This window comes from Nocardia sp. NPDC059177 (genome assembly GCF_042755165.1).
In the GTDB taxonomy this organism is placed as follows: Bacteria; Actinomycetota; Actinomycetes; order Mycobacteriales; family Mycobacteriaceae; genus Nocardia.
Genome location: NZ_JBHZBX010000006.1, coordinates 129,421 through 149,116 on the forward strand (window position 1 = coordinate 129,421; position 19,696 = coordinate 149,116).

The window sequence follows — 19,696 nt, forward strand, 5'->3', positions numbered from 1 at the left end:
TTAATCCATTTGCCCGGCAGGGGACAATCTCGGCATGAGTACTACCACTGCGGGTGAGGTGATCGCGGCGCTGCGCGGCGCGGGCTGCGTCTTCGCCGAAGACGAGGCGGACTTGCTGATCGAGGCCGCCGCCGATGACCGCACCCGGCTGGACGCGCTGGTGGCGCAGCGGGTGACGGGGACACCGCTGGAGTATCTGCTCGGCTGGGTGGAGTTCCGTGGGCTGCGGGTGGGGGTGCGGCCGGGAGTGTTCGTGCCGCGCCAGCGCACGGCGTTTCTGGTGGAGCAGGCCGTCGCCGGGGTGGCGTCCGATGCCGCGCAGGTCTGTGTGGTCGACCTGTGTTGCGGGTGCGGTGCGCTGGGGCTCAGCGCCGCCGGGGAGCTGGGTGCGCAAGGGCACACGGTGGAACTCGTCGCGGCCGATATCGATCCGGTCGCGGTCGCGTGTGCGCGGGAGAATCTCGCGCCGGTGAACGCGCCGGTGTTCGCCGGTGACCTGTTCGACGCCCTGCCCGCCGATCTGCGCGGGCGCGTCGATGTGCTGCTGGCGAATACGCCCTATGTGCCGAGCGCGCGGGTGGCCGATCTGCCGCCGGAGGCGCGCGAGCACGAACCGCTGGTCGCCCTCGACGGCGGCGCGGACGGCCTCGACGTGTTCCGCCGGGTCGTCGCGGGCGCCGCAGGCTGGCTGGGACCGGGCGGGTCGGTCCTGATCGAGATCGGGACCGGGCAGACCGATGCCGCGTGTGCCGCGCTGCTCGCCCACGGGCTGGAGCCGCGGATCGAGCACTCCGAGGAGTACTACGCCACCGTCGCGATCGGCACGCGTACCGATCCGGCCTGACCGGGTGCGTGACGGCCGCTACAGGAGTTCGGTGATCAACGCTTCGACGCGGGTCCTGATCTCGTCGCGGATCGGCCGGACCGCGTCGAGGCCCTGGCCGGCGGGGTCGTCCAGGGCCCAGTCGCGGTAGCTGATGCCGGGCAGGACGGGGCAGGTGTCACCGCAGCCCATGGTGATCACCACATCGGAGGTTTCCACCGTGTCGTAGGTGAGGATTTTCGGGGTCTGATCGGCGATGTCGATGCCGAGTTCGGCCATGGCCGCGACCGCCGCTGGGTTGAGCTGATCGGCGGGTGCGCTGCCTGCGGAGCGGACCTCGATGGCGTCGCCGGCGAGGTGGGCCAGGAATCCGGCGGCCATCTGGGAGCGGCCGGCGTTGTGCACGCAGACGAACAGCACGCTGGGCTTGGTGGTCATGGGGCGCTGAGCCTTTCGGTGGTGGGGAATCGTTGGCGCAGCGACAGCGACACGTAGACCAGGGCGACCAGGACGGGAACTTCGATGAGCGGGCCGACGACTCCGGCCAGGGCCTGGCCGGAGGTGGCGCCGTAGGTGGCGATCGCGACGGCGATGGCGAGCTCGAAGTTGTTACCCGCGGCGGTGAACGCGAGGGTGGTGGTGCGCTCGTAGCCCAGGCCGAGCAGCGCGCCGAGGGCGTAGCCGCCGCCCCACATGATGGCGAAGTAGGCCAGCAGCGGGATCGCGATCCGGACGACGTCCCAGGGCCGGGAGGTGATCTGGTCGCCTTGCAGAGCGAACAGGATCACGATGGTGAACAGCAGCCCGTAGAGCGCCCATGGCCCGATCTTGGGCAGGAAGCTGGATTCGTACCAGTCGCGGCCCTTGGCGCGTTCGCCGAAACGGCGGGTGAGGAATCCGGCGAGCAGGGGGATGCCGAGGAAGATCAGCACCGATTTCGCGATCTGCCACGGTGACGTGTCGATGGTGGTCTGTTCCAGGCCGAGCCAGCCCGGCAGGACCGAGACGTAGAACCAGCCGAGGACGGCGAACATGATCACCTGGAACACCGAGTTCAAGGCGACGAGGACGGCGGCGGCTTCGCGGTCGCCGCAGGCGAGGTCGTTCCAGATGATGACCATGGCGATGCAGCGGGCCAGGCCGACGATGATCAGCCCGGTCCGGTATTCGGGCAGGTCCGGCAGCAGCAGCCAGGCCAGGGCGAACATCAATGCCGGGCCGAGCACCCAGTTCAGGATCAGGGAGCTGAGCAGCAGTCGGCGGTCGCCGGTGACGGTGTCGAGGCGGTCGTAGCGGACCTTGGCCAGCACCGGATACATCATGATCAGCAGCCCGATGGCGATCGGCAGCGAGATCCCGTCGACCTCGATCGCGCTCACGGCGTCGCCCAGGCCCGGGATCAGGCGGCCCAGCAGCAGGCCGGCGGCCATGGCCACGCCGATCCAGACGGGCAGGAACCGGTCCAGGGTGGAGAGTTTGCCGACGACGGCGGGGGTGTCGGTGGTGGTGCTCACGCGCTGATCACCGTCGCGGCCTCGGCCGTGAGCACATCGGCCAGCCTGGTCAGCGCCTGCGGGACGACCCGGTAGTAGACCCAGGAGGCGCGGCGTTCACTGGTGAGCAGCCCGGCCTCGCGCAGCACTTTGAGGTGGTGCGAGATAGTCGGCTGGGTGACATCGATCCCGGCCGACAGATCGCACACGCAAGCTTCGCCGTCGGCGCGGGCCGCGATCGCGGAGAGCAGACGCAGCCGGACCGGGTCGGCCAGGGCTTTGAACACCGTGGCCAGCTCGGCCGCGGTTTCGCCGGTCATCGGCGGGCGGGTGCTGGGTGTGGGCGCACACCCCGGCGCGGCCACACTCAGCGGCAGCTCTTGGTTCGACATCCATCGATATTGACAGATATCGAAACAGTGGAGCAAACGGACACCGGGTGAACTCGCCCGCACCGGCCCGCTCGCCACACACGATCCAGCTCATGGATCGGCCGTGGCGCTTCGGTTTTCCGAATTCGCCACGGCCGACCGGTCGACAACCGTTCTCGGCCGGTGGAGCTACTTGCGGCCGGTGAACTGGTCCATCGAGTGGTAGACGCCCACCGCGTTGAGGTAGAGATCGCGGATCTTGATCGGCAGCAGGCCGGTCAGCGCACGGTTCATCCGCGAGGTCCACGGCAGCACCACCAGGGCGCCACCCTTCTTCATCTCCGACCACGAGGTGTCGACGACGTCGTGCTGCTCGAGCATCGGGGTGAACAGGATGCCCTTGGCGCCGTCGAACATGCCGGTGTTGATGTAGGTCGGGCACACCGTGGTGACCTTGACGTGCTGATGACCCGCCTGCTCGAGCTCGAGGCGCACCGAGTCCGACCAGCCCAGCGCCGCCCACTTCGAGGCCGCGTAGACGGCCATGCGCGGGTTGGCGACCAGACCGGCCGAGGACGCGATGTTGAGGATGCGCGCCTCGCCGGCGCCGGCGACCATGCCGGGCAGGAACTCCAGCGCGATGTACATCGGCGCCAGCGAGTTGATCGCCATGGTCTTGTCGATGTCGGCGCGGTTCTCGGTTTCCCAGAAGTAGGTGTTGCCGCGCACGATGCCTGCGTTGTTGACCAGGATGTCGATGCCGCCGACCTCCTTGCGGACCGCCTCGGCGTTCTCCTTGATGGAGTCCTGCGAGGACACGTCGACCACGTACGGGTGCACCTTGCCGCCCTGGGCGGTCAGCTGCGCCGCGGTCTCGCGCAGGGCGAGCTCGTTGACGTCCCACAGCACCACCGCGTCGGCGCCTTCGCGTACCGCGTGCTCGGCGAACAGCTTGCCCAGGCCCATGGCGGCGCCGGTGACCAGCACCCGCTTGCCCGCGACCGTTTCCAACTTCATCTGCCTATCCCCTGCTCTGTTCGCGCTGCTACTTCTGGCGCAGCGTCTTCATGACGCCGAAGACCAGCGTCATCGTCTTGGCCCACATCTGCTCGGACATGCCGGGCAGCGGCGCGATCGGCAGCACGCGCTGCACCGCGACGGTCTGGGTGTCGATGTACTTCAGCAGGCCCTCGGGACCGTGGCGACGGCCCTGCCCCGAGATGCCCAGGCCGCCGGAGGGCGCGTCGACGCTGCCCCAGGCCGCGACGAAGCCCTCGTTGACATTGACCGAGCCGGCATTGATCCGCGCGGCCACGCTCTTGCCGCGCTCGGCGTCCTTGCTCCACACGCTGGCGTTGAGGCCGTAGGCGGTGTCGTTGGCTGCCTCGATGGCGGCCTCGTCGGAGTCGACCTCGTACACCGACACGACCGGGCCGAAGGTCTCCTCGCGGTAGACGGTCATGCCCGGCTGCACGTCGACCAGCACGGTCGGCTCGTAGAAGTACGGGCCCAGGTCCGGGCGGGCACGGCCACCGGCGAGTACCTTGGCGCCCTTGGCGACGGCGTCGTCGACGTGTGCGGTGACGGTGTCGAGCTGACGCTGGAAGGTCAGCGAGCCCATGTCGCGGCTGTAGTCGAGTTCGCCGCCGAGCGACATGTTCTTGACATTGCCGACGAATTCGGCGACGAACTGGTCGTAGACACTCGAATCGACGTAGATGCGCTCCATCGACTCGCACAGCTGACCGGCCGAGGAGAAGCAGGCCCGCACGGCCAGCCGGGCCGCCTTGGAGACATCGGCGTCGGCGAGCACCAGCAGCGGGTTCTTGCCGCCGAGCTCGAGGGAGTACCCGATCAGCCGCTCGCCGGCCTGCTGGGCGATGGTGCGGCCGGTCGCGCTGGAGCCGGTGTAGTCGACGTAGTCGGCGCGGGCGATCACGTCGCCGCCGATCTCGCGGCCGCGCCCGAGCACCGCCTGCCACAGTCCGCGCGGCAATCCGGCGCGCTCGGCGGCGTCGATGGCCCACAGGGCCGACAGCGCGGTCTGGTTGTCGGGGCGCGCGATGACGGCGTTGCCTGCGACCAGGGCGGGCAGCGCGTCGGAGGCCGACAGCGCCAGCGGGTAGTTCCACGGCGAGATGACCGCGACGACGCCCTTGGGCCGGTGGTGCACCTCGATGGAGGTGAGCACCGGCAGCACGCCGCGCGGCTTGCGGTCGGCGAGCAGCTTGGGCGCGACGGCGGCGTAGTAGCGCGAGTTCAGGGCGACGTCGGCGACCTCGTCGAAGGCGTGCGGGCGGGACTTGCCGGTCTCGGTCTGCACGATGTCGAGGATGGTGTCCTGCTCGGCGAGCACGATGTCGTGGAAGCGGCGCACGATCTCCACGCGCTCCTTGACCGGCACCTTGGCCCAGTCGCGCTGGGCGTGGCGGGCGACGGCGAAGGCGCGGTCGATATCGGCGATCGAGGACTGCGGCAGGTCGCCGATCTTGTGTCCGGTGGCCGGGGCGAAGACCGCCACCGCGGGCGCGCCACCGGCGACCGCGCGGTCGAACAGGGGCTTGACCAGGGCGGTCGGCAGCGCGGTGGGTTCGGCGGTCAGCTCGGGGGCTGTCGTCATTGTCGGCCCTTCTCCTCATCAGATGGGTACTGCAAGCGGCGGTCGGCAGCGCGCCGGAGCGGTCGCGCTCGGTCGGCTATTTGCTGAACACTGGTGTTAGATTAATAGTTGCGCCCGGTACCGTGTCAAGCTTTCCGTCGAGGTCCGAAGGGTGTGAGGAGGTGCGATGACCGCAGATCCGGCCGCGGTCCGCCGTGGGCGGCCGCCGCAGACCGAGGAGCAGGCCGAGGAGGTCCGCGCCCGCATCGTCGAGGCGACCGCGGCGGTGTTCGCCCGCAACGGTTCGCGCGGGCTGAGCGTCGCCCAGATCATCGAGCAGGCCGGACTGGCCCGGCCCACCTTCTACCGCTATTTCGGCAATGCCTCCGAGCCGCTGCGCGCGGTGCTCGACGCCTCCAACGACGGCCTGGTCGGTGGCATCAGGGCCGCGCTGACCGGGACCGACGAGCCGGTCCAGCTCGGTATCCGGCTGATCGACGCCTATGTCGACTGGGCGCGCGGGCACGGGCCGATGCTGCGGCCGCTGTTCGCCGAACTGCACGATCCCGGTTCGCCGGTGTCGGCCTATCGCGAACGCGCGCTCGACGACATCCGCGATCTGGTCCGCAAGACCTTCGGCGAGCTCGGCCGCCCGATCCCGGCCGCGCTCGATCTGGACGCGGCGCTGCACGTGTGCGAATACATCGTCTACCGGCTCACTGTGGGCACCGCGCCGGGCAGCGACCCCGATCCCGCGCTGGCGACCGAGGCCAGGGTCACCATGATCCGCGTGCTGCTGGTCACCCTGGGCACCCGCGACGATCTCGCCTACGCGATGGAACTGCCCGGGATCTTCCCGGACGCGTGAGCCGGTCCACACAGAATCTCCACAACTTCCGGACGGTCCTCTCCACAGCCGCTCGCTAGGGTCTGGGCATGGAACTCACTGGGGGCACGACAGGACCGGCGGCGCGCCGGGTGCTGGTCGTGGACGACGAGGTGACGATCGCCGAATCGGTGGCGGCGCGACTACGCGCCGAGGGCTTCCACGTGGAGCTCGCCCACGACGGACCGGGAGCGGTGGCCGCGGCCGCGGCGGGGGAACCCGATCTGGTGGTACTGGATGTGATGCTGCCCGGTTTCGACGGCCTGGAAGTGTGCCGCCGGATCCAGGCCGACCGGCACGTACCGGTGCTCATGCTCACCGCGCGCACCGACGAGACCGATCAGCTCATCGGCCTCGGCGTCGGCGCCGACGACTATCTCACCAAGCCGTTCTCGCTGCGGGTGCTCGCCGCGCGGGTGCACGCGCTGCTGCGGCGGGTGGAGCGGGCCGCCGACCGGGGCGAGGCCAGCATCCTCGTCGGGGATCTGCGCATCGATCTCGATCAGCGCCGGGTGTGGCGCGGACAGACCGAAGCCCGGCTCACGCCACTGGAATTCGAGCTGCTGGCCCGGCTCGCGCAACGGCCACGGGCGGTGCTGGCCAGGGAGCGGCTGCTCGAGGACGTCTGGGACTGGTCGGACGCGGCGGGCACCCGCGCGGTCGACAGTCACGTGAAAGCGTTGCGGCGCAAGCTCGGTGCCGATCTGATCCGCACCGTGCACGGTGTCGGCTACGCCCTGGAGCCGCGATGACCACGCTGCTCGATCGCGTCGCCGAACGGCTCCCCCGCCCGCTGGACCGGCTGCGCTCGATCAAACTGAAACTGGCCGTGCTGATGGTGTGTTCCGGTGCGGTCGCGTTCGCCTACTTCTGGTCGCGACTCGGCTGGCTGCCCACCTTCACCACCCTCACCGCCATGGTGATCGCGTTGGTGACCTCGCAGTTCCTGGCACACGGCATCACCCGTCCGCTGCGCGAGATGACCGCCGCGGCGCGCCGGATGGCGCACGGCGACTACAGCTTCCGGGTGCGCGCCTCCTCCCGCGACGAAGTGGGACAGCTGGCGTCGGCGTTCAATCAGATGGCCGCCGATCTGGCCGCGGCCGACCGGCAGCGCCGTGACCTCATCGCCAATGTGTCCCACGAACTGCGCACGCCGGTGACGGCATTGCACGCTGTGCTGGAGAACCTCGTCGACGGGGTGAGCGAACCCGATCCGGCGACGCTGCGGACCGCGCTCGCGCAGACCGAACGGCTCGGGCTGCTGGTCTCGGAACTGCTCGACCTGTCCAGTATCGAGGCGGGCGCGTTCACCCTCGACCGCGAAACGCTGCCGCTGGCACCGCTACTCGCCGAGGTGATCGCCGAGGCCGAGGTGATGACGGCAGCGCTGGGACGCGGTGTCCGGTTCACCACCGCGATCGAGCCCGCCGACGCCACCGTCCACGCCGACCGGGCCCGCCTGCACCAGGTGCTGTTCAACCTGCTCGACAACGCGGCCCGGCACGGCCCGTCCGGCGGCGAGGTGCGGGTCTCGGTGCTGGCCCGACCCGACGCGACAGTGCTCGAGATCCAGGACGACGGCCCCGGCATCCCGGAGTCCGACCGCGCCACCGTCTTCGACCGTTTCACCCGCGGCGGCCGCACCGACGGCGGCGGCACCGGCCTCGGCCTGGCCATCGCGCGCTGGGTGGTCGACCTGCACGGCGGCAGTATCGCCGTGGCAGGCCCCGGTTCCCGCATCCGCGTCGTCCTGCCCACCATCTGACCCACCTTCCCGATCAGCACCCCGACCACCCGGTCCGGGGCCGATCCCGCACCTCCGAGGGGACCCACCATGAGCGAAGAACCCACACCCGACCGCACGGACCGACAATCCACGTCCGACCCGGACCCGACCCCGACGGTCGATGACCCCGTCGCTGTGCTCGATGGACCGCCCATCCCCTGGCCGCAGGCTCCGGTACCGGCGAAATCGGATGCCGGGCAACAGTCCAGCGGGATCGCCCAGCTGCACGCCACCAGCCGGAACCAGTCCGGTACCGCCGGCACCATGCCCCCGATGCCACCGCCGCCGCCGCCGCTACCTGCGGTCCCTAGCCGCTGGCAGCTCGTCGCCCGCCCCGCCGGTGTCCTCCCCGCCGCGGCCGTAGCGGGGATCGTCGGCGCCACCCTGATCCCCCTCGATCGCCCCGGTATCGGCTGGTTCCTCACCGGCGCGGCCATCACCGCCGCCCTGTGCGCCGTCGACTACCGCGCCCGCAGTCTCGGCAAGGCCCCGCTCGACGAATCTGCCGTCGACATCAGCGAGGCGGCTGCGGCTGAAGCCCACTCCGCCGCGTCCGGAGACGGCGGTGCCAGGGCCGGGGATGCCGGGTCGCGGACCGATGCCGGGACGACCGCGGCGGATTCCCGGGAGCCCGCGGGCTCGATGCCCGCGGTCGATGTCATCAAGGCGGGCGCGGCGCGAGCGGAGAGTGACGCCGACACCGACACGGCAGGCGCAGCACACGCCGATTCAGCCGCGGCAGTCATCAGCGAGGCGGGAGCACCACAAGCCGAGACCGCTGATGTCGACAACGTGAGCGCGGCGGGCGCCGAGCCGGTTGCGCTCGTCGTTGGTGCGGACGCTGAAAGTATTGTGCCGGTGAAGGACTCGGTGACCGAGGCGGGGCCCGCGAGTGGATTGTCCGAGGTTGCCCGGCAGGCTCTCGCCGCGAGTCGTGACAGTGCGGCTCCGGGCGGGAATTCGCCGGTGACAGTGCCAGGCACTGGCGATCTGCCCGCGGCGGGAGCTGGGCCGGCGACGCCGGTGCCCGGAGCGGGCGCGACCACGGCGAGCGGGTTGGACTCGGGTGACGGGGCGGCGCGGCCCGGGTTGCGGGATCGGGCCTGGTGGGCTGGGGCGGCGCTGGTGTTGCTGGGGGTCGGGGCGGTGCGGGCGGCCGGGTGGTTGTTCGTGCTGTGTGTGCTGGCGGCGTGTGTGGCCGGGTCGCTGGCGGTGCTCGGGCGGCGGAGTTCGCGGGGGGTGGTGCACGACATGATCGCGGTGCCGTTGGCGGTGTTCGGGGCGGTGCCGTGGGCGTTCTCGGGGACGAGCCGGGTGCGGCCGAACACGCGCGGCTGGGGGCGCTACGGGGTGTCGGTCGGGGCGACCGTGGCGCTGCTGGTGGTGTTCGTGCCGTTGCTCGGCGGGGCCGACGCGACCTTCGCCGGACTGCTGAACGGCCTGGTACCCGAGGTCGACGCCGCGTCGGCGTGGCAGTGGATTGTGCTGTTCGCCGTCGTCGGGATGGGCGCCCTCGGCGCGCTGTACCTGCTGGCCGGACCACCCACCGCAGCCTCGGCGGGGAGCCGCCCACGGCGGCTGTGGTCGCGTGGTGAGTGGGTGCTGCCGGTCGGTGCGCTGACTGTGCTGTTCGCGGTGTTCGTCGGCGCCCAGTTCGTCGCGCTGTTCGGTGGCGACGACTACGTGCAGCGGACCTCGGGATTGACCTACGCCGAGTACGCGCGCAGCGGCTTCTGGCAGCTGTCGGCGGTGAGCATTCTGACTCTCGGCGTGATCCTCGCCGTCCTGCACTGGTCGGCCCAGGAATCCGCGGCGGACCGGCGCTGGCTGCGAGTACTGCTCAGCGGTCTGAGTGTGCTGACACTGGTCATCGTGTGCTCGGCACTGGGCCGGATGTGGACCTACCAGCAGGCCTACGGGTTCACCGTGCTGCGGCTGCTGGTCGAGGTGTGTGAGCTGTGGGTCGGCCTGGTGTATGTGCTCGTACTGGTCGCGATCGCGCGGTTGCGCTGGAGCTGGGTGTCGCGCGCGGCGATCGGCACCGCGCTCGCCACCCTCATCGCGCTGGCCCTGCTGAACCCGGAACGCTTTGTCGCCGAACGCAATATCGCCCGCTGGCAGGACGGCGAACGCCTCGACACCAGCTATCTGCGCGAGCTCTCCCCCGACGTCCTGCCCGCGCTGACCGAGCTGCCCGCGCCGCTGCGCACCGAGATCGAGACCCCGATCCTCGCGGATCTGGACAGCGACCCCTGGTGGGCGTGGAACCTCTCGCGCAGTTCCGCGCGCTGACTACGCCCGCCCGCTCCTGGCCAGTCCGCTGGCCCGGAGCACCCGGCGGCCGATGGCGGCGCGAATGGATTCCTCGGTGCCGATGATCCGCACGTGGCTGCGCGCGCGGGTGATGGCGGTATAGAGCAGTTCCCTGGTCAGCAGCGTGGATTCGGGTTCGGGCAGCACCACCGAGACGGTGTCGTACTGGCTGCCCTGGCTGCGGTGGATGGTCATCGCGAACACGGTGACCACCGCCGGGAACTGGGTGGGATGCACCAGATACGGTTCGCTGCCGCGTTGCAGGGCGGCGCGCAGCGAACCGTCGGGGCGGCGGACGATGACGCCGGTGTCGCCGTTGTAGATGCGCGCCTCGTGATCGTTGGCGGTGACCAGCAGCGGCTGGCCCGGATACCAGACCGCCTGGGGCCCTTCGGGTCCCGCGCCACCGGCGGCTGCCCAGTCGGCGGCCTGCCGGTCCCAGCGTTCGACACCGAACGGGCCCTGCCGGTGCGCGCACAGCAGCCGATGCGATTCCAGCGCGGTGAGCGCGCCGACCGCGTCACCCGCCTCCGCCGCCGCGGTCACCGCCAGCGCCGACGCGGTGACGTCGGCGCGCACGGCGGCGGTGTCCTCCGGCGCGCACAGCGACACATCGTCGCCGCCGGCCCGCAGAATCGCGAGCGCGGCGTCCGCGTCACCGGCGCGGACCGCGACGGCCAGGTCGGCGATGTGCCCACCGAATCGCCTGCCCCTGGTCAACCGGACGATCCCACCGCGCAGCCTGCGCTGTTCCAGCGAGCTCAGCGATTCCGGATCTGATTGCCCTGTCGCCCTGGTGATTTCAGGACCGGCGAGCGCGCCCGAGCCGTCGCCGAGTGACGAATCCCCCGCTACCGCGTCCGAGCACCGCACCGGATCGGAACCCGCCCCGAGCGCCGATCCCCCGCCGGCCGATTCCGCGCGCGCCGCCGGATCGGAACCATCTGTGGTCGCTCCGGCGTCGGCCGGCTCGAGCAGTCCGGCCAGCACCGGATTGGGCGTGCTACGCACCGGACCCGCGACCAGATCGGCCAGCACAGCGCCCGCGTCCACCGAGGCGAGCTGGTCGGGGTCGCCGACGAGGACCAGGCGGGTGTCGGGGCGCAGGGCGGAGAACAGGTGACTCATCATGGTCAGCGACACCATGGACGTCTCGTCGACCACCACCACGTCGTAGGGCAGCCGATTGTGTTCGTGGTGGCGGAATCTCGTGGTGCGGCCGCGCTGCCAGCCGAGCAGCCGGTGCAGGGTCGACGCGGTGAGTTCGGGGAGTCCGAGTTCGGCGGCCTGTTCTCGGACGGCTTCTTGCAGCCGGGCAGCGGCCTTGCCGGTGGGGGCGGCGAGGGCGATGCGCAGGGCGGGCAGCTTGGGGCTCGCGCGGCGGTGCGCGGTGAGCAGGGCGAGAATGCGGGCGATGGTGTGGGTCTTGCCGGTGCCGGGCCCACCGGCGACCACGGTGGTCCAGTGGGTGGCGGCCAGTGCCGCGGCCAGCCGCTGCCGGTCGGGGCCGGCGCCGAGTGGGTCGGCGAAGAGCCGGTCCAGTTCCGCGCGAACGAGGTCGGTGTCGATCACCGGATGGTCGGCGCCGCGCTCGGTGAGCACCCGGCGCAGGGTCTGTTCCTGCTGGTAGTAGCGGTCGAGGTAGAGCAGCGCGCCGCCCTCGGCATCGGCTTCCACGAGCCGCAGCGGCCGCAGCGGCCCGCGCTGCCCGCCGGTGATCAGCGGGCTGCGCCGCAGCGCGGTCAGCACCCGGTCCTCGTCCGGCCACGGCAGCATCGCCGGGTCGATTCCTGTTGCGGTGTCACGGGTTTCGTCGGCGTCGACACCGATCTCGCGCATCCGCGCCAGCTCCAGGCACACCGAACCCGACCGCACCGCACGCACCGCCAGCGCCGCCGCGAACAGCACGTCCTCGCTGTCCTCGTGTCCCATCCGGCCCAGCCGCACGGCCACGTGCACATCGGCCGCGGACAAGATCCCCGCCTCGTTGAACACCCGCAGCAACCCGGTTCCGCGCTGCGCCACCTGGATCGACGTCATCGCCCGCCTCCGCTCGCCGGCGCCCGGCCCTCGCCCGCGGCCCCGCACGGCCCGAGTACCCCGACGGCGGTCACGATGCGCCTCCCGCCAGCAGATCCGACAGCGCAACCACCAGTTCCGCGGGTGGATACCAGTCGAGGATGCCGTGTCCCGGTGGCGTGTCCGCGCCGATCATGCCGCGCACGAACAGGTAGCGGGCGCCGCCGAGGTGCCGGGCGGGGTCGTAGCCGGGCAACCGCCAGCGCAGGTAGCGGTGCAGGGCGACGGCGTACAGCAATGCCTGCAAGGGATAGTGCGAGCGGATCATCTCGGTGATCATGTGGTCGCGGCGGTAGTGCTCGACGGTGAGATCGCCGGTGCCGAGACGGTTGGTCTTGTAGTCGACGATCACATAGCGGTGCGATCCGGTGCCGTCGGGGACGCGCAGGACGGCGTCGATGCTGCCGGTGAGATAGCCGCGCAGCACGGTGTCGGGCAGGGCCGCGAGATGGTCGGCATAGCCGCGCAGGTCGTCGCCTGCGGGCAGGTGGGTGCGCAGCAGGTCGGCGACGGCGTGCATACTCGCTGTCCGCGCGCCCGGACTGTCGCCGCCGCCGAGCGGCAGTTCGAATTCCAGTTCGCACAGCCGGTCGCGGGTGGCGAGGGCGGCCAGCGAGCCGAAATCGGCGGGGGTGCGCAGCACTTCGAGCAGCGCGGCCGACAGCACGTCGACGTCGAGTTCGGCCATCGTGTGTTCGACCGCCGCCACGCACTGCGCGCGCACCTCGGCGGCGAGATCGGCGGCCGAGGTGTCGACGGTCTCGAGCACACCGTGTACGAGCGTGCCGAACTCGGCGCCGTAGGGCAGCGCGTTCATCAGCGACGGTGCCGCGGTACTGCCGGTCATCGCGTCCAGGGGTGCCTCGGTGGGTTCGTCGTCGGGGCCCGGCCCGTCCTCGGGCTCGCCCTCGCTCACCCCGGCGAGATCGTGCGCGCCCGCGGTGAGCGCGGAGTAGGAGGTCCGGCGCCACTGCTGGTCGAGGGTGCGGGTGAACGCGGCGGCGGCCAGCTCGCCGGTCGGCAGTTCGGTGCGGACGCGGCGCGGGGCCACGTCCTCGGGGCGATCGACCGCGGTCACCGAGATGACCTCGCTCGCCGGCGCGGCCCATTCGGTGAGCCGCTGCACGGCCGCGGTGTCGGCGGGGATGTCGGCGCGGCGCGGCACCTGCGCCGATCCCGGCCGCCTGCCCAGCACCATCCGGTGCAGCGGGGCAGCGGCGGTGGTGATCGCGGGCGCCCACCAGGCAACGACCTGGCACATGGCCCTGGTCAGCGCGACATACAGCAGCCGCAGTTCTTCCCCGGATTCCTCTGCCTCACAGCGCAATTGGCGTTCACCGTAGCCGGGCGCCGCTTTGCCGCCGATATCGAGGACGCGGGTGCCGCTGTCGTCGTGGAACAGCAGCGTGGCCGGGTACGGGTTCTTGGCGCTGTCCCACGCGAACGGCAGGTAGACGATCGGGAACTCGAGTCCCTTGCTGGCGTGCACGGTGGCGATCTGCACCGCAGCGGCGTCGCGATCGAGCCGGCGGCTGCGCCCGCTGACACTGCCCGCCTCCGGATCGCGGACCCGGTCGGCGAGCCAGCGGGTCAGCGCGGTCAGCCCGAGCCCCTCGGCGACGGCGACCTCGTCGAGCAACTGCGCGAGGTGACGCAGGTCGGTGAGTTCACGTTCGCCGTTCTCCCCGGCCAGCAGCCGGGGCGCGAGATCGGTCTCGGTGGCCAGTTTGTCGAAGACGGCGGCGAACCCGGCGCGCCCGAACAGCCGGGCCGCCTCCCGCAGCTGGGTGGACACCCGGCCGACGAGATCCGCGCCGCCGGCATCGATCTCGGTGACGGTGACGCCGAGGATCGGGGTACACGCGGCCAGCCGCACCCGGTCACCGCGATGCGGTTGTTCCAGCGCGCGCAGCACCCACAGCCAATCGGTGGCCGCCGGTGTAGCGAACACGCTGGTGCCCCCGGCCAGCACCGAGGCGACACCCACCCGGTCCAGCGCCGCGCGCACCACGTCGATCTGGGTCCGGGTCCGCACCAGCACGGCGATGTCGCCGGGCCCGATCGGCCTGCTGACCCGCCCGTCACCGACCTCGGTCAGCGAATGATCCGCGCCGCGTTCGGGTTTGGCGGCGATGGTGGCACCCGATTCGAGCAGAGTCACCAGGTCGGCGGCCAGATCGTCGGCGACCTTCGCGCGCTGCCTGCCGACCGCCGGGAACCCCGAACGGTTGCGCGGGCCCGCGCCGGTGCGCGGCAGCACCCGCATCCGCAGCGGGGTGATCACCTCGGGGTCGCCGTGCAGCCGGGTCGCCGGTTGCGTCGGGGTCACCGGGTAGACGCTGATCTCCGGGTGTCCCAGTTCGGCACCGCCGCACAGATGGTCGATCGCGCGCAGCAGCCCGGCGTCGCTGCGCCAGTTGCGGGTGAGTTCGCTGCGGCGCTGGGCGAGGGCGACGGCATCGAGGTAGCTGAGCACCTCCGCGCCACGGAAGGCGTAGATGGCCTGCTTGGGGTCGCCGACCAGGACGAGGGTGGCGTGTTCGTGGAAGGCCAGGCGCAGGATGTCCCATTGCAGCGGGTCGGTGTCCTGGAATTCGTCGACCAGTGCGACGCGATACCGCTGCCGGATGCGGGCTCGGGCGCGCGGTCCGTGCTCGGGGTCGGCGAGCACGTCGTGCAGTAACACCAGCAGGTCGTCGAAATCGCGCAGGCCGGCCCGGCGTTTGCGGCGTTCGGTCTCCGCGCGCACTGCGGTGGCGAAGGCGACCCGCTCGCCGGCCGCGCCGTCGGTGCGCGGGGTCAGCTCGGCGTGGCGGTCGTGCACGGCGGCCAGCGCGAGGGTGTGTGCCTCGCGCAGGGTGAAGGGGGCGCGGTCGCGGGCGTAGCGGGCCAGGTACAGGTCGTCGGCGACGGTGGCGACGAGGTCGTCGACCGATTCGACCAGGCGCGCACCGGGATCGTGTTCGCCGGCCAGGCCGAGTTCGTCGAGCATGCGCTGACAGAACGAATGCGTGGTGGCGATGGTGCCCGCGTCGAAATCGGCCAGGGCGGTGAGCAATCGGTGTCTGCGCAGGCGCACGGTGGCGGGGTCGGTCGCGGCGAGCGCGCGGACCAGGTCGTCGGGGTGCGCGCGGGCCGTGTCGGGATCGGCCAGTGCGGTGGCGACGGTGACGAAGCGGTCTCTGGTGCGTTCGCGCAGTTCCTGGGTGGCGGCGCGGCTGAAGGTCACCAGCAGCAGTTCGGTGATCGCGATGCCCGCCTCGGCCACGTAGCGGACGGCCAGGCCGACGATGGCGTGGGTCTTGCCGGTGCCCGCGCTCGCTTCCAGCACGGTGGTGCCCGCGGGCAGCGGACCCGCGGCGTCGAAGGCGGCAGGGGCCGAGATCGTGCCGGTCACGGCTGCTCCTGACGCTCGGCGGCCAGCAGCGGCGCCCACCAGCGGCGCGCGATCGCCCCGAAATGGGTGCTCTCGGGTTCGCCGGGCGGTGCGGGTGTGGCGGCGAGACCGCCGAATCGCGGTGCGCGGCCCCACACATAGCGCAGGTAGCGGTCGGTGTGGTCGCCGAATTTGTCGGGCCCGTTGGGGCCGCCGTCGAAGGCGTGCTCGGCGGCGAGCAGGGCGTCGGCGAGACTGTCACCGCGGAAGCGGCGTTCGGCGTAGGCGGCGGTGGCGGCCGGGGCGACCGGCAGCGGCGCGCACAATCCTTCGTCGCGCAGCCGGACCAGATCGCGCAGGATCGCCAGTGCCGCGGGCGGTTCCGGCGCGACGATGACCGACCGGGTCACCGGCCTGCTGCGGAATTGCCCGCGCCCGGTGCTGATCGCGCGCCAGGACCGGTCCTCGGTGGCGGCCAATGCCAGCAGCGACACCCAGGCGGCCAGCCGGTGTTTCGGCGCCAGCCGCGAATAGGTGGTGCGCACCAGTGTCTCGCCGCGCACCTCGGGCACGGTGCCGGCGAGGGTGCGGCCGTTGCCCAGGTCCACGGCGATGTCGACGGCGCGCGGAGGCGCCTCGTAGTCGGGCTGCGCGGTGCGCACGAGGGTGTCGACGGTGCCTTCGACCTCGTCGAGCACCTCGGCGCCGAAGGCGAAGGGCGGCAGGCTGCCGCGGCGCCATTCGGCGGCGCGCAGGCCCGCCGGGTCGGCGCCGGTGAGCCGGGCGGTGAGCATGCGTTCGCCCAGGTCCCATTTCGCCAGTCCGTCGAGTTCGATCGGCAGCTGGTCGGCGATGTCCTCGGATTCCTCGGGCACGCGCAGCCCGAGGCGCTGCCAGAGGAAGGCACGCACCGGATGTTCGGCGAAGGCGATCAGTTCGGCCAGGGCGATGTCGCCGGGCGGCAGCGGCGGGAGCGGTTCGGGCAGCAGCGGCGGCCGGGGTTTCGGTGGCCTCGCCGCCGCGCGCGCACCGGCCAGGGCGACGGTGTCGAAGCTGCGGGGGTGTTCGGGCGCGAAATTGCGGCGGTCGAAGGACTGCAAGGGATGCCGGATGTGCACCGCAGCCATGGCGGCCGGACCGACGTGCGTGGTGAGCACATCCAGGAGCTCGGCCACCGGGACCGCGGGCGGGCGCGACGCCCCGGTCACCGGGTCGGCGCCGGTGTGCAGGATCAGCAGCTTCTCGCCGGCGGCCAGGACGGCATCGAGGAGCAGTTGCCGGTCCTCGCTGCGGGCGTCGCGTTCGCCGACGAGCGGGTCGCGGGCGAGCAGGTCGTCGCCGTCGACGGTGCCGGGGCGGGGGAAGACGTCGTCGTCGAGGCCGAGCAGGACGACCACCCGGTGCGGCACCGAGCGCATCGGCACCAGGGTGCAGACGGTGAGCTCGCCGGTGCGGAAGTTGGCCCGGCCGGGCCCGCCGGCGAGCCGTCCGGTCAGCAGTACCGCCACATCGGCCAGCCGCAGCGGGGTCGCCGCGGCGTGTTCGGTGGCGGCGACGATCTCGCGCCGGGCCTCGGTGCGAATCCAGGAGTGCGCGTCGGGCACGTCGGTGAGCAGGTCGACCGCGCGCAGCAAGACCGCGGTCCATTCGGCGGCGGGCCGCGGGCCGCGCAGGTCGCGCAAGCACACCGCGAGCCGGTCGACGAACTCGGCGAAGCGCCCGGCCAGGTCGACGTCGTTGGAGTCGACGTCGTCGAGCGGTAGCGCCAGATCCAGCCAGTCGTCGCCGGATTCGTCGGCGGTGACGCCGAGCAGGATGCGGTCCACGGCGGCATTGAGGGTGTTCTGCGCGAAGTCGGCCAGGCCGAACGCCTCGCGCTGGCGCTGCCCGATCCCCCAGCGGGCCCCCGACTCGGCCGCCCATTCGCGCAGGCGCTCGATATCGTCGTCGTCGAAACCGCAACGGCGGCGCACGGTCTCGCTCGCCGCCAGATCGAGCACCTGTGTCACTGTGACGCGTCCGTCGGCCAGTTCGAGCAGCTCGAGCACCACCGCCAGCATCGGATTCGTCACCGCCCGCCCGCGATCGGCCAGGCGCACGCGCAGCTGATGCGCGGGATGCTCGCCCTCGGCGGGCACATCCACCGCACCAGCGCCGCGCTGCCCGAACGCGGCCCGCACCAGCGGCGCGAACGCCTCCACATCCGGGCACATGATCAGCACATCGCGCGGTTCCAAGGTCGGATCTGCGGCGAAGGTGGCGAGCAGCAGATCCCGCAGCACCTCGACCTGCCGCGCGGGCCCGTGACAGGCATGGATCTCGACCGTCCCGTCCGCGACCGCACCCGCAGCGGGCGCCAGATCGTCACGGATCGCCGCCTGCACCGCGCCGAGCAGGCCCTGCGCGGGAATCTCGGCGGGACGATGAATATCGGTGTCCAGCACGGGATTCAGGCGCTGCTGCAATTCCCGCACATCACGGGCGAGCCCGGCCAGCAAGGGGTGCCGCACCACATCGACGGAATCGTCGAGGGCACGCGGACACGAGCGACCGGGCCCGGCGAACCCGCCACGAGCGCCTGCGCGATCACCCGTGGCTGCTGTGTCGGGCCCGGCTTCGCCGACCGACCGCCCACCCTCGTCCCCACCGACACCGCTCGCCGTCTCGGCAGCGCCGACATTCCGACCACCCGGGTGCGCGCCGGCACCACCCGTCGACGCCTCTGCACCTGCGGGGTGATCGGTCGCGACGAACGGGGCACCACCGGTGGCCGGTCGTATCGCCGACACCGCCGACCACATCGCCGGGCTCGGGTGCGCCAGCCACAGGTGGACCTCGCGGTGCTCGGCGAGTGCGGTGAGGACGGCGAGCTGGTCGGCGGGCAGGCGGGTCAGGCCGAAGACCGACAGCCGTTCCGGCAGGTCCACCGAGGTGGGGTCGGTGCGCAGGCGGGCGCAGGCCGCGGCCAGGCGTTCGGCGGGGCTCGGGGCGCCGACGGCCGTGCGCAGGGCCCGCCACAGCGGCGGCTGCCAGGCGAGATCGTCGGGGATCGGGTTGCCCGCGCCGTCGGTGTCGGTGCCCGCCGCCCAGTCCAGCAGTACCCGCGGGCGTTGCGCGGCATAGGAATCGAACAGAGTCGCCAGGTGCGCGGCGGTGGCGTAGCGCCTGCCGACCCGGTGACCGGCGCCGGGCAGGCCGAGGTGGCGGGCCAGGACCGCGGCCCACGGCTGCGCGGCGGCCTCGTCGATCACCCGCAGCAGCGTCCACACCAGCCGCTGCCCGGCCCACGGATCGTCAGCGGGGGCCACCCCGCTCGCCGCGGCGAGCACCTCGGCGACCAGGGCCGCCGGTGCGGGGAAGGCGATATTGGCGGCGATACCGTCGCCGGTGCCCGTCACACCGAGCACGCTGGACAGCCGCTGCGCGAGCCAGCGCTCCACGCCTTTGGCCGGCACCGCGACCACCTCGGTGGTGAACGGATCGGCGGGCGCGGCGCCCAGCACCGCACCCAGTCCGTCGGCCAGCGCGTCGGCGCGTTCGGCGCGATGGAGGTGCAGCGGCATCCGTCGTTTATACGCCCAGCGACCGACGCGCAATCGTGCGGCCCGGTGCCACCACCGCACCGGGCGAGTGAAATGGGCCACAGTGCAACGCGTTACCGTCGCGCCTGCGCGGCGGCGCCGGGCGGCCGTGGGATCGTAGCGGTTCGGGTGGGACAGTTCGGCCGCGGGCGAAAGGCTGGTTCGGTTCATGATCGCGCAGGTAATCCCCTTGGTTCCCCGTGCCGGATTCGTCGTCCGGCGAGCAGGCGACCGCTGGGAACTGATCAATTCCCGGAGCTTCGGGCCCGATCAGGTGCTGCACTCCTGGCCACTGGACCGGCACAGCGAAGCCTTCGAACACTGCCATCGGCTCAACGGCTGCACCATCGCCACCCCGCACGCGGCTCATCACTGAGCGGAAATCC

General features: G+C 71.8%; 14 protein-coding genes. 6 read left to right on the forward strand and 8 right to left on the reverse strand.

The window, feature by feature from the left end:
• The first annotated feature begins 34 nt into the window (after positions 1-34).
• Positions 35-844 carry a putative protein N(5)-glutamine methyltransferase gene (locus tag ACFXK0_RS09970; RefSeq protein ID WP_379409651.1) on the forward strand — a complete coding sequence of 270 codons (810 nt, stop codon included), beginning with the start codon at positions 35-37 and terminating at the stop codon, positions 842-844.
• Between the two features lie 18 nt (positions 845-862).
• Here ACFXK0_RS09970 and ACFXK0_RS09975 read toward each other — a convergent pair whose 3' ends face one another.
• From ACFXK0_RS09975 to ACFXK0_RS09995, 5 genes are all read right to left on the reverse strand, one after another.
• Positions 863-1,261 (reverse strand): arsenate reductase ArsC, encoded by a 399-nt coding sequence (locus ACFXK0_RS09975; RefSeq protein ID WP_379409652.1) that lies wholly within the window; start codon positions 1,259-1,261, stop codon positions 863-865.
• Positions 1,258-2,337 (reverse strand): ACR3 family arsenite efflux transporter, encoded by a 1,080-nt coding sequence (arsB, locus tag ACFXK0_RS09980; RefSeq protein WP_379409653.1) that lies wholly within the window; start codon positions 2,335-2,337, stop codon positions 1,258-1,260. Before arsB ends, ACFXK0_RS09975 begins: the two co-directional genes overlap by 4 nt.
• Complete coding sequence (locus ACFXK0_RS09985) at positions 2,334-2,708, reverse strand: ArsR/SmtB family transcription factor (RefSeq protein ID WP_379409654.1); 375 nt, start codon at positions 2,706-2,708, stop codon at positions 2,334-2,336. Before ACFXK0_RS09985 ends, arsB begins: the two co-directional genes overlap by 4 nt.
• A 168-nt stretch (positions 2,709-2,876) precedes the next feature.
• A complete protein-coding gene (locus tag ACFXK0_RS09990; RefSeq protein WP_379409655.1) occupies positions 2,877-3,704 on the reverse strand; it encodes an SDR family NAD(P)-dependent oxidoreductase in 828 nt (275 codons plus the stop codon).
• Between the two features lie 28 nt (positions 3,705-3,732).
• Positions 3,733-5,307 (reverse strand): succinic semialdehyde dehydrogenase, encoded by a 1,575-nt coding sequence (locus ACFXK0_RS09995; protein ID WP_379409656.1) that lies wholly within the window; start codon positions 5,305-5,307, stop codon positions 3,733-3,735.
• Between the two features lie 166 nt (positions 5,308-5,473).
• On the opposite strand from ACFXK0_RS09995, the gene ACFXK0_RS10000 reads away from it, so the two are divergent.
• The 4 genes from ACFXK0_RS10000 to ACFXK0_RS10015 all read left to right on the forward strand — a co-directional run bounded on the left by ACFXK0_RS10000 (position 5,474) and on the right by ACFXK0_RS10015 (position 10,253).
• Positions 5,474-6,154, forward strand: a complete 681-nt coding sequence (locus tag ACFXK0_RS10000; RefSeq protein WP_379409657.1) for a TetR/AcrR family transcriptional regulator — start codon at positions 5,474-5,476, stop codon at positions 6,152-6,154.
• Positions 6,155-6,222: 68 nt separating this feature from the next.
• On the forward strand, positions 6,223-6,924 hold the full coding sequence (locus ACFXK0_RS10005; RefSeq protein WP_379409658.1) for a response regulator: 702 nt from the start codon (positions 6,223-6,225) through the stop codon (positions 6,922-6,924).
• Positions 6,921-7,940 (forward strand): ATP-binding protein, encoded by a 1,020-nt coding sequence (locus tag ACFXK0_RS10010; protein ID WP_379409659.1) that lies wholly within the window; start codon positions 6,921-6,923, stop codon positions 7,938-7,940. The genes ACFXK0_RS10005 and ACFXK0_RS10010 overlap by 4 nt, the downstream gene beginning before the upstream one ends.
• A gap of 69 nt (positions 7,941-8,009) precedes the next feature.
• Complete coding sequence (locus ACFXK0_RS10015) at positions 8,010-10,253, forward strand: DUF4153 domain-containing protein (RefSeq protein WP_379409660.1); 2,244 nt, start codon at positions 8,010-8,012, stop codon at positions 10,251-10,253.
• Here ACFXK0_RS10015 and ACFXK0_RS10020 read toward each other — a convergent pair whose 3' ends face one another.
• The 3 genes from ACFXK0_RS10020 to recC all read right to left on the reverse strand — a co-directional run bounded on the left by ACFXK0_RS10020 (position 10,254) and on the right by recC (position 19,292).
• Entirely contained in the window at positions 10,254-12,314 is a 2,061-nt protein-coding gene (locus ACFXK0_RS10020; RefSeq protein ID WP_379409661.1) for an AAA family ATPase, read from the reverse strand. It lies immediately after the preceding gene.
• 70 nt (positions 12,315-12,384) lie between these two features.
• The gene (locus tag ACFXK0_RS10025; protein WP_379409662.1) at positions 12,385-15,750 is read right to left on the reverse strand and encodes a UvrD-helicase domain-containing protein; all 3,366 of its coding nucleotides are present in this window, start codon (positions 15,748-15,750) and stop codon (positions 12,385-12,387) included.
• Positions 15,747-19,292, reverse strand: coding sequence for an exodeoxyribonuclease V subunit gamma (gene recC, locus ACFXK0_RS10030; protein WP_379409663.1), 3,546 nt, complete (start codon positions 19,290-19,292; stop codon positions 15,747-15,749). The genes ACFXK0_RS10025 and recC overlap by 4 nt, the downstream gene beginning before the upstream one ends.
• 187 nt (positions 19,293-19,479) lie before the next feature.
• On the opposite strand from recC, the gene ACFXK0_RS10035 reads away from it, so the two are divergent.
• Positions 19,480-19,686 (forward strand): hypothetical protein, encoded by a 207-nt coding sequence (locus ACFXK0_RS10035; RefSeq protein ID WP_379409664.1) that lies wholly within the window; start codon positions 19,480-19,482, stop codon positions 19,684-19,686.
• Positions 19,687-19,696: the final 10 nt, after the last annotated feature.

Coding starts and splice junctions, on each gene's coding strand:
- ACFXK0_RS09970 (WP_379409651.1), top strand. CDS start 35: ATGAGTACTACCACTGCGGGTGAGGTGATCGCGGCGCTGCGCGGCGCG.
- ACFXK0_RS09975 (WP_379409652.1), bottom strand. CDS start 1,261: ATGACCACCAAGCCCAGCGTGCTGTTCGTCTGCGTGCACAACGCCGGC.
- ACFXK0_RS09985 (WP_379409654.1), bottom strand. CDS start 2,708: ATGTCGAACCAAGAGCTGCCGCTGAGTGTGGCCGCGCCGGGGTGTGCG.
- ACFXK0_RS09990 (WP_379409655.1), bottom strand. CDS start 3,704: ATGAAGTTGGAAACGGTCGCGGGCAAGCGGGTGCTGGTCACCGGCGCC.
- ACFXK0_RS09995 (WP_379409656.1), bottom strand. CDS start 5,307: ATGACGACAGCCCCCGAGCTGACCGCCGAACCCACCGCGCTGCCGACC.
- ACFXK0_RS10000 (WP_379409657.1), top strand. CDS start 5,474: ATGACCGCAGATCCGGCCGCGGTCCGCCGTGGGCGGCCGCCGCAGACC.
- ACFXK0_RS10005 (WP_379409658.1), top strand. CDS start 6,223: ATGGAACTCACTGGGGGCACGACAGGACCGGCGGCGCGCCGGGTGCTG.
- ACFXK0_RS10010 (WP_379409659.1), top strand. CDS start 6,921: ATGACCACGCTGCTCGATCGCGTCGCCGAACGGCTCCCCCGCCCGCTG.
- ACFXK0_RS10015 (WP_379409660.1), top strand. CDS start 8,010: ATGAGCGAAGAACCCACACCCGACCGCACGGACCGACAATCCACGTCC.
- ACFXK0_RS10020 (WP_379409661.1), bottom strand. CDS start 12,314: ATGACGTCGATCCAGGTGGCGCAGCGCGGAACCGGGTTGCTGCGGGTG.
- recC (WP_379409663.1), bottom strand. CDS start 19,292: ATGCCGCTGCACCTCCATCGCGCCGAACGCGCCGACGCGCTGGCCGAC.
- ACFXK0_RS10035 (WP_379409664.1), top strand. CDS start 19,480: ATGATCGCGCAGGTAATCCCCTTGGTTCCCCGTGCCGGATTCGTCGTC.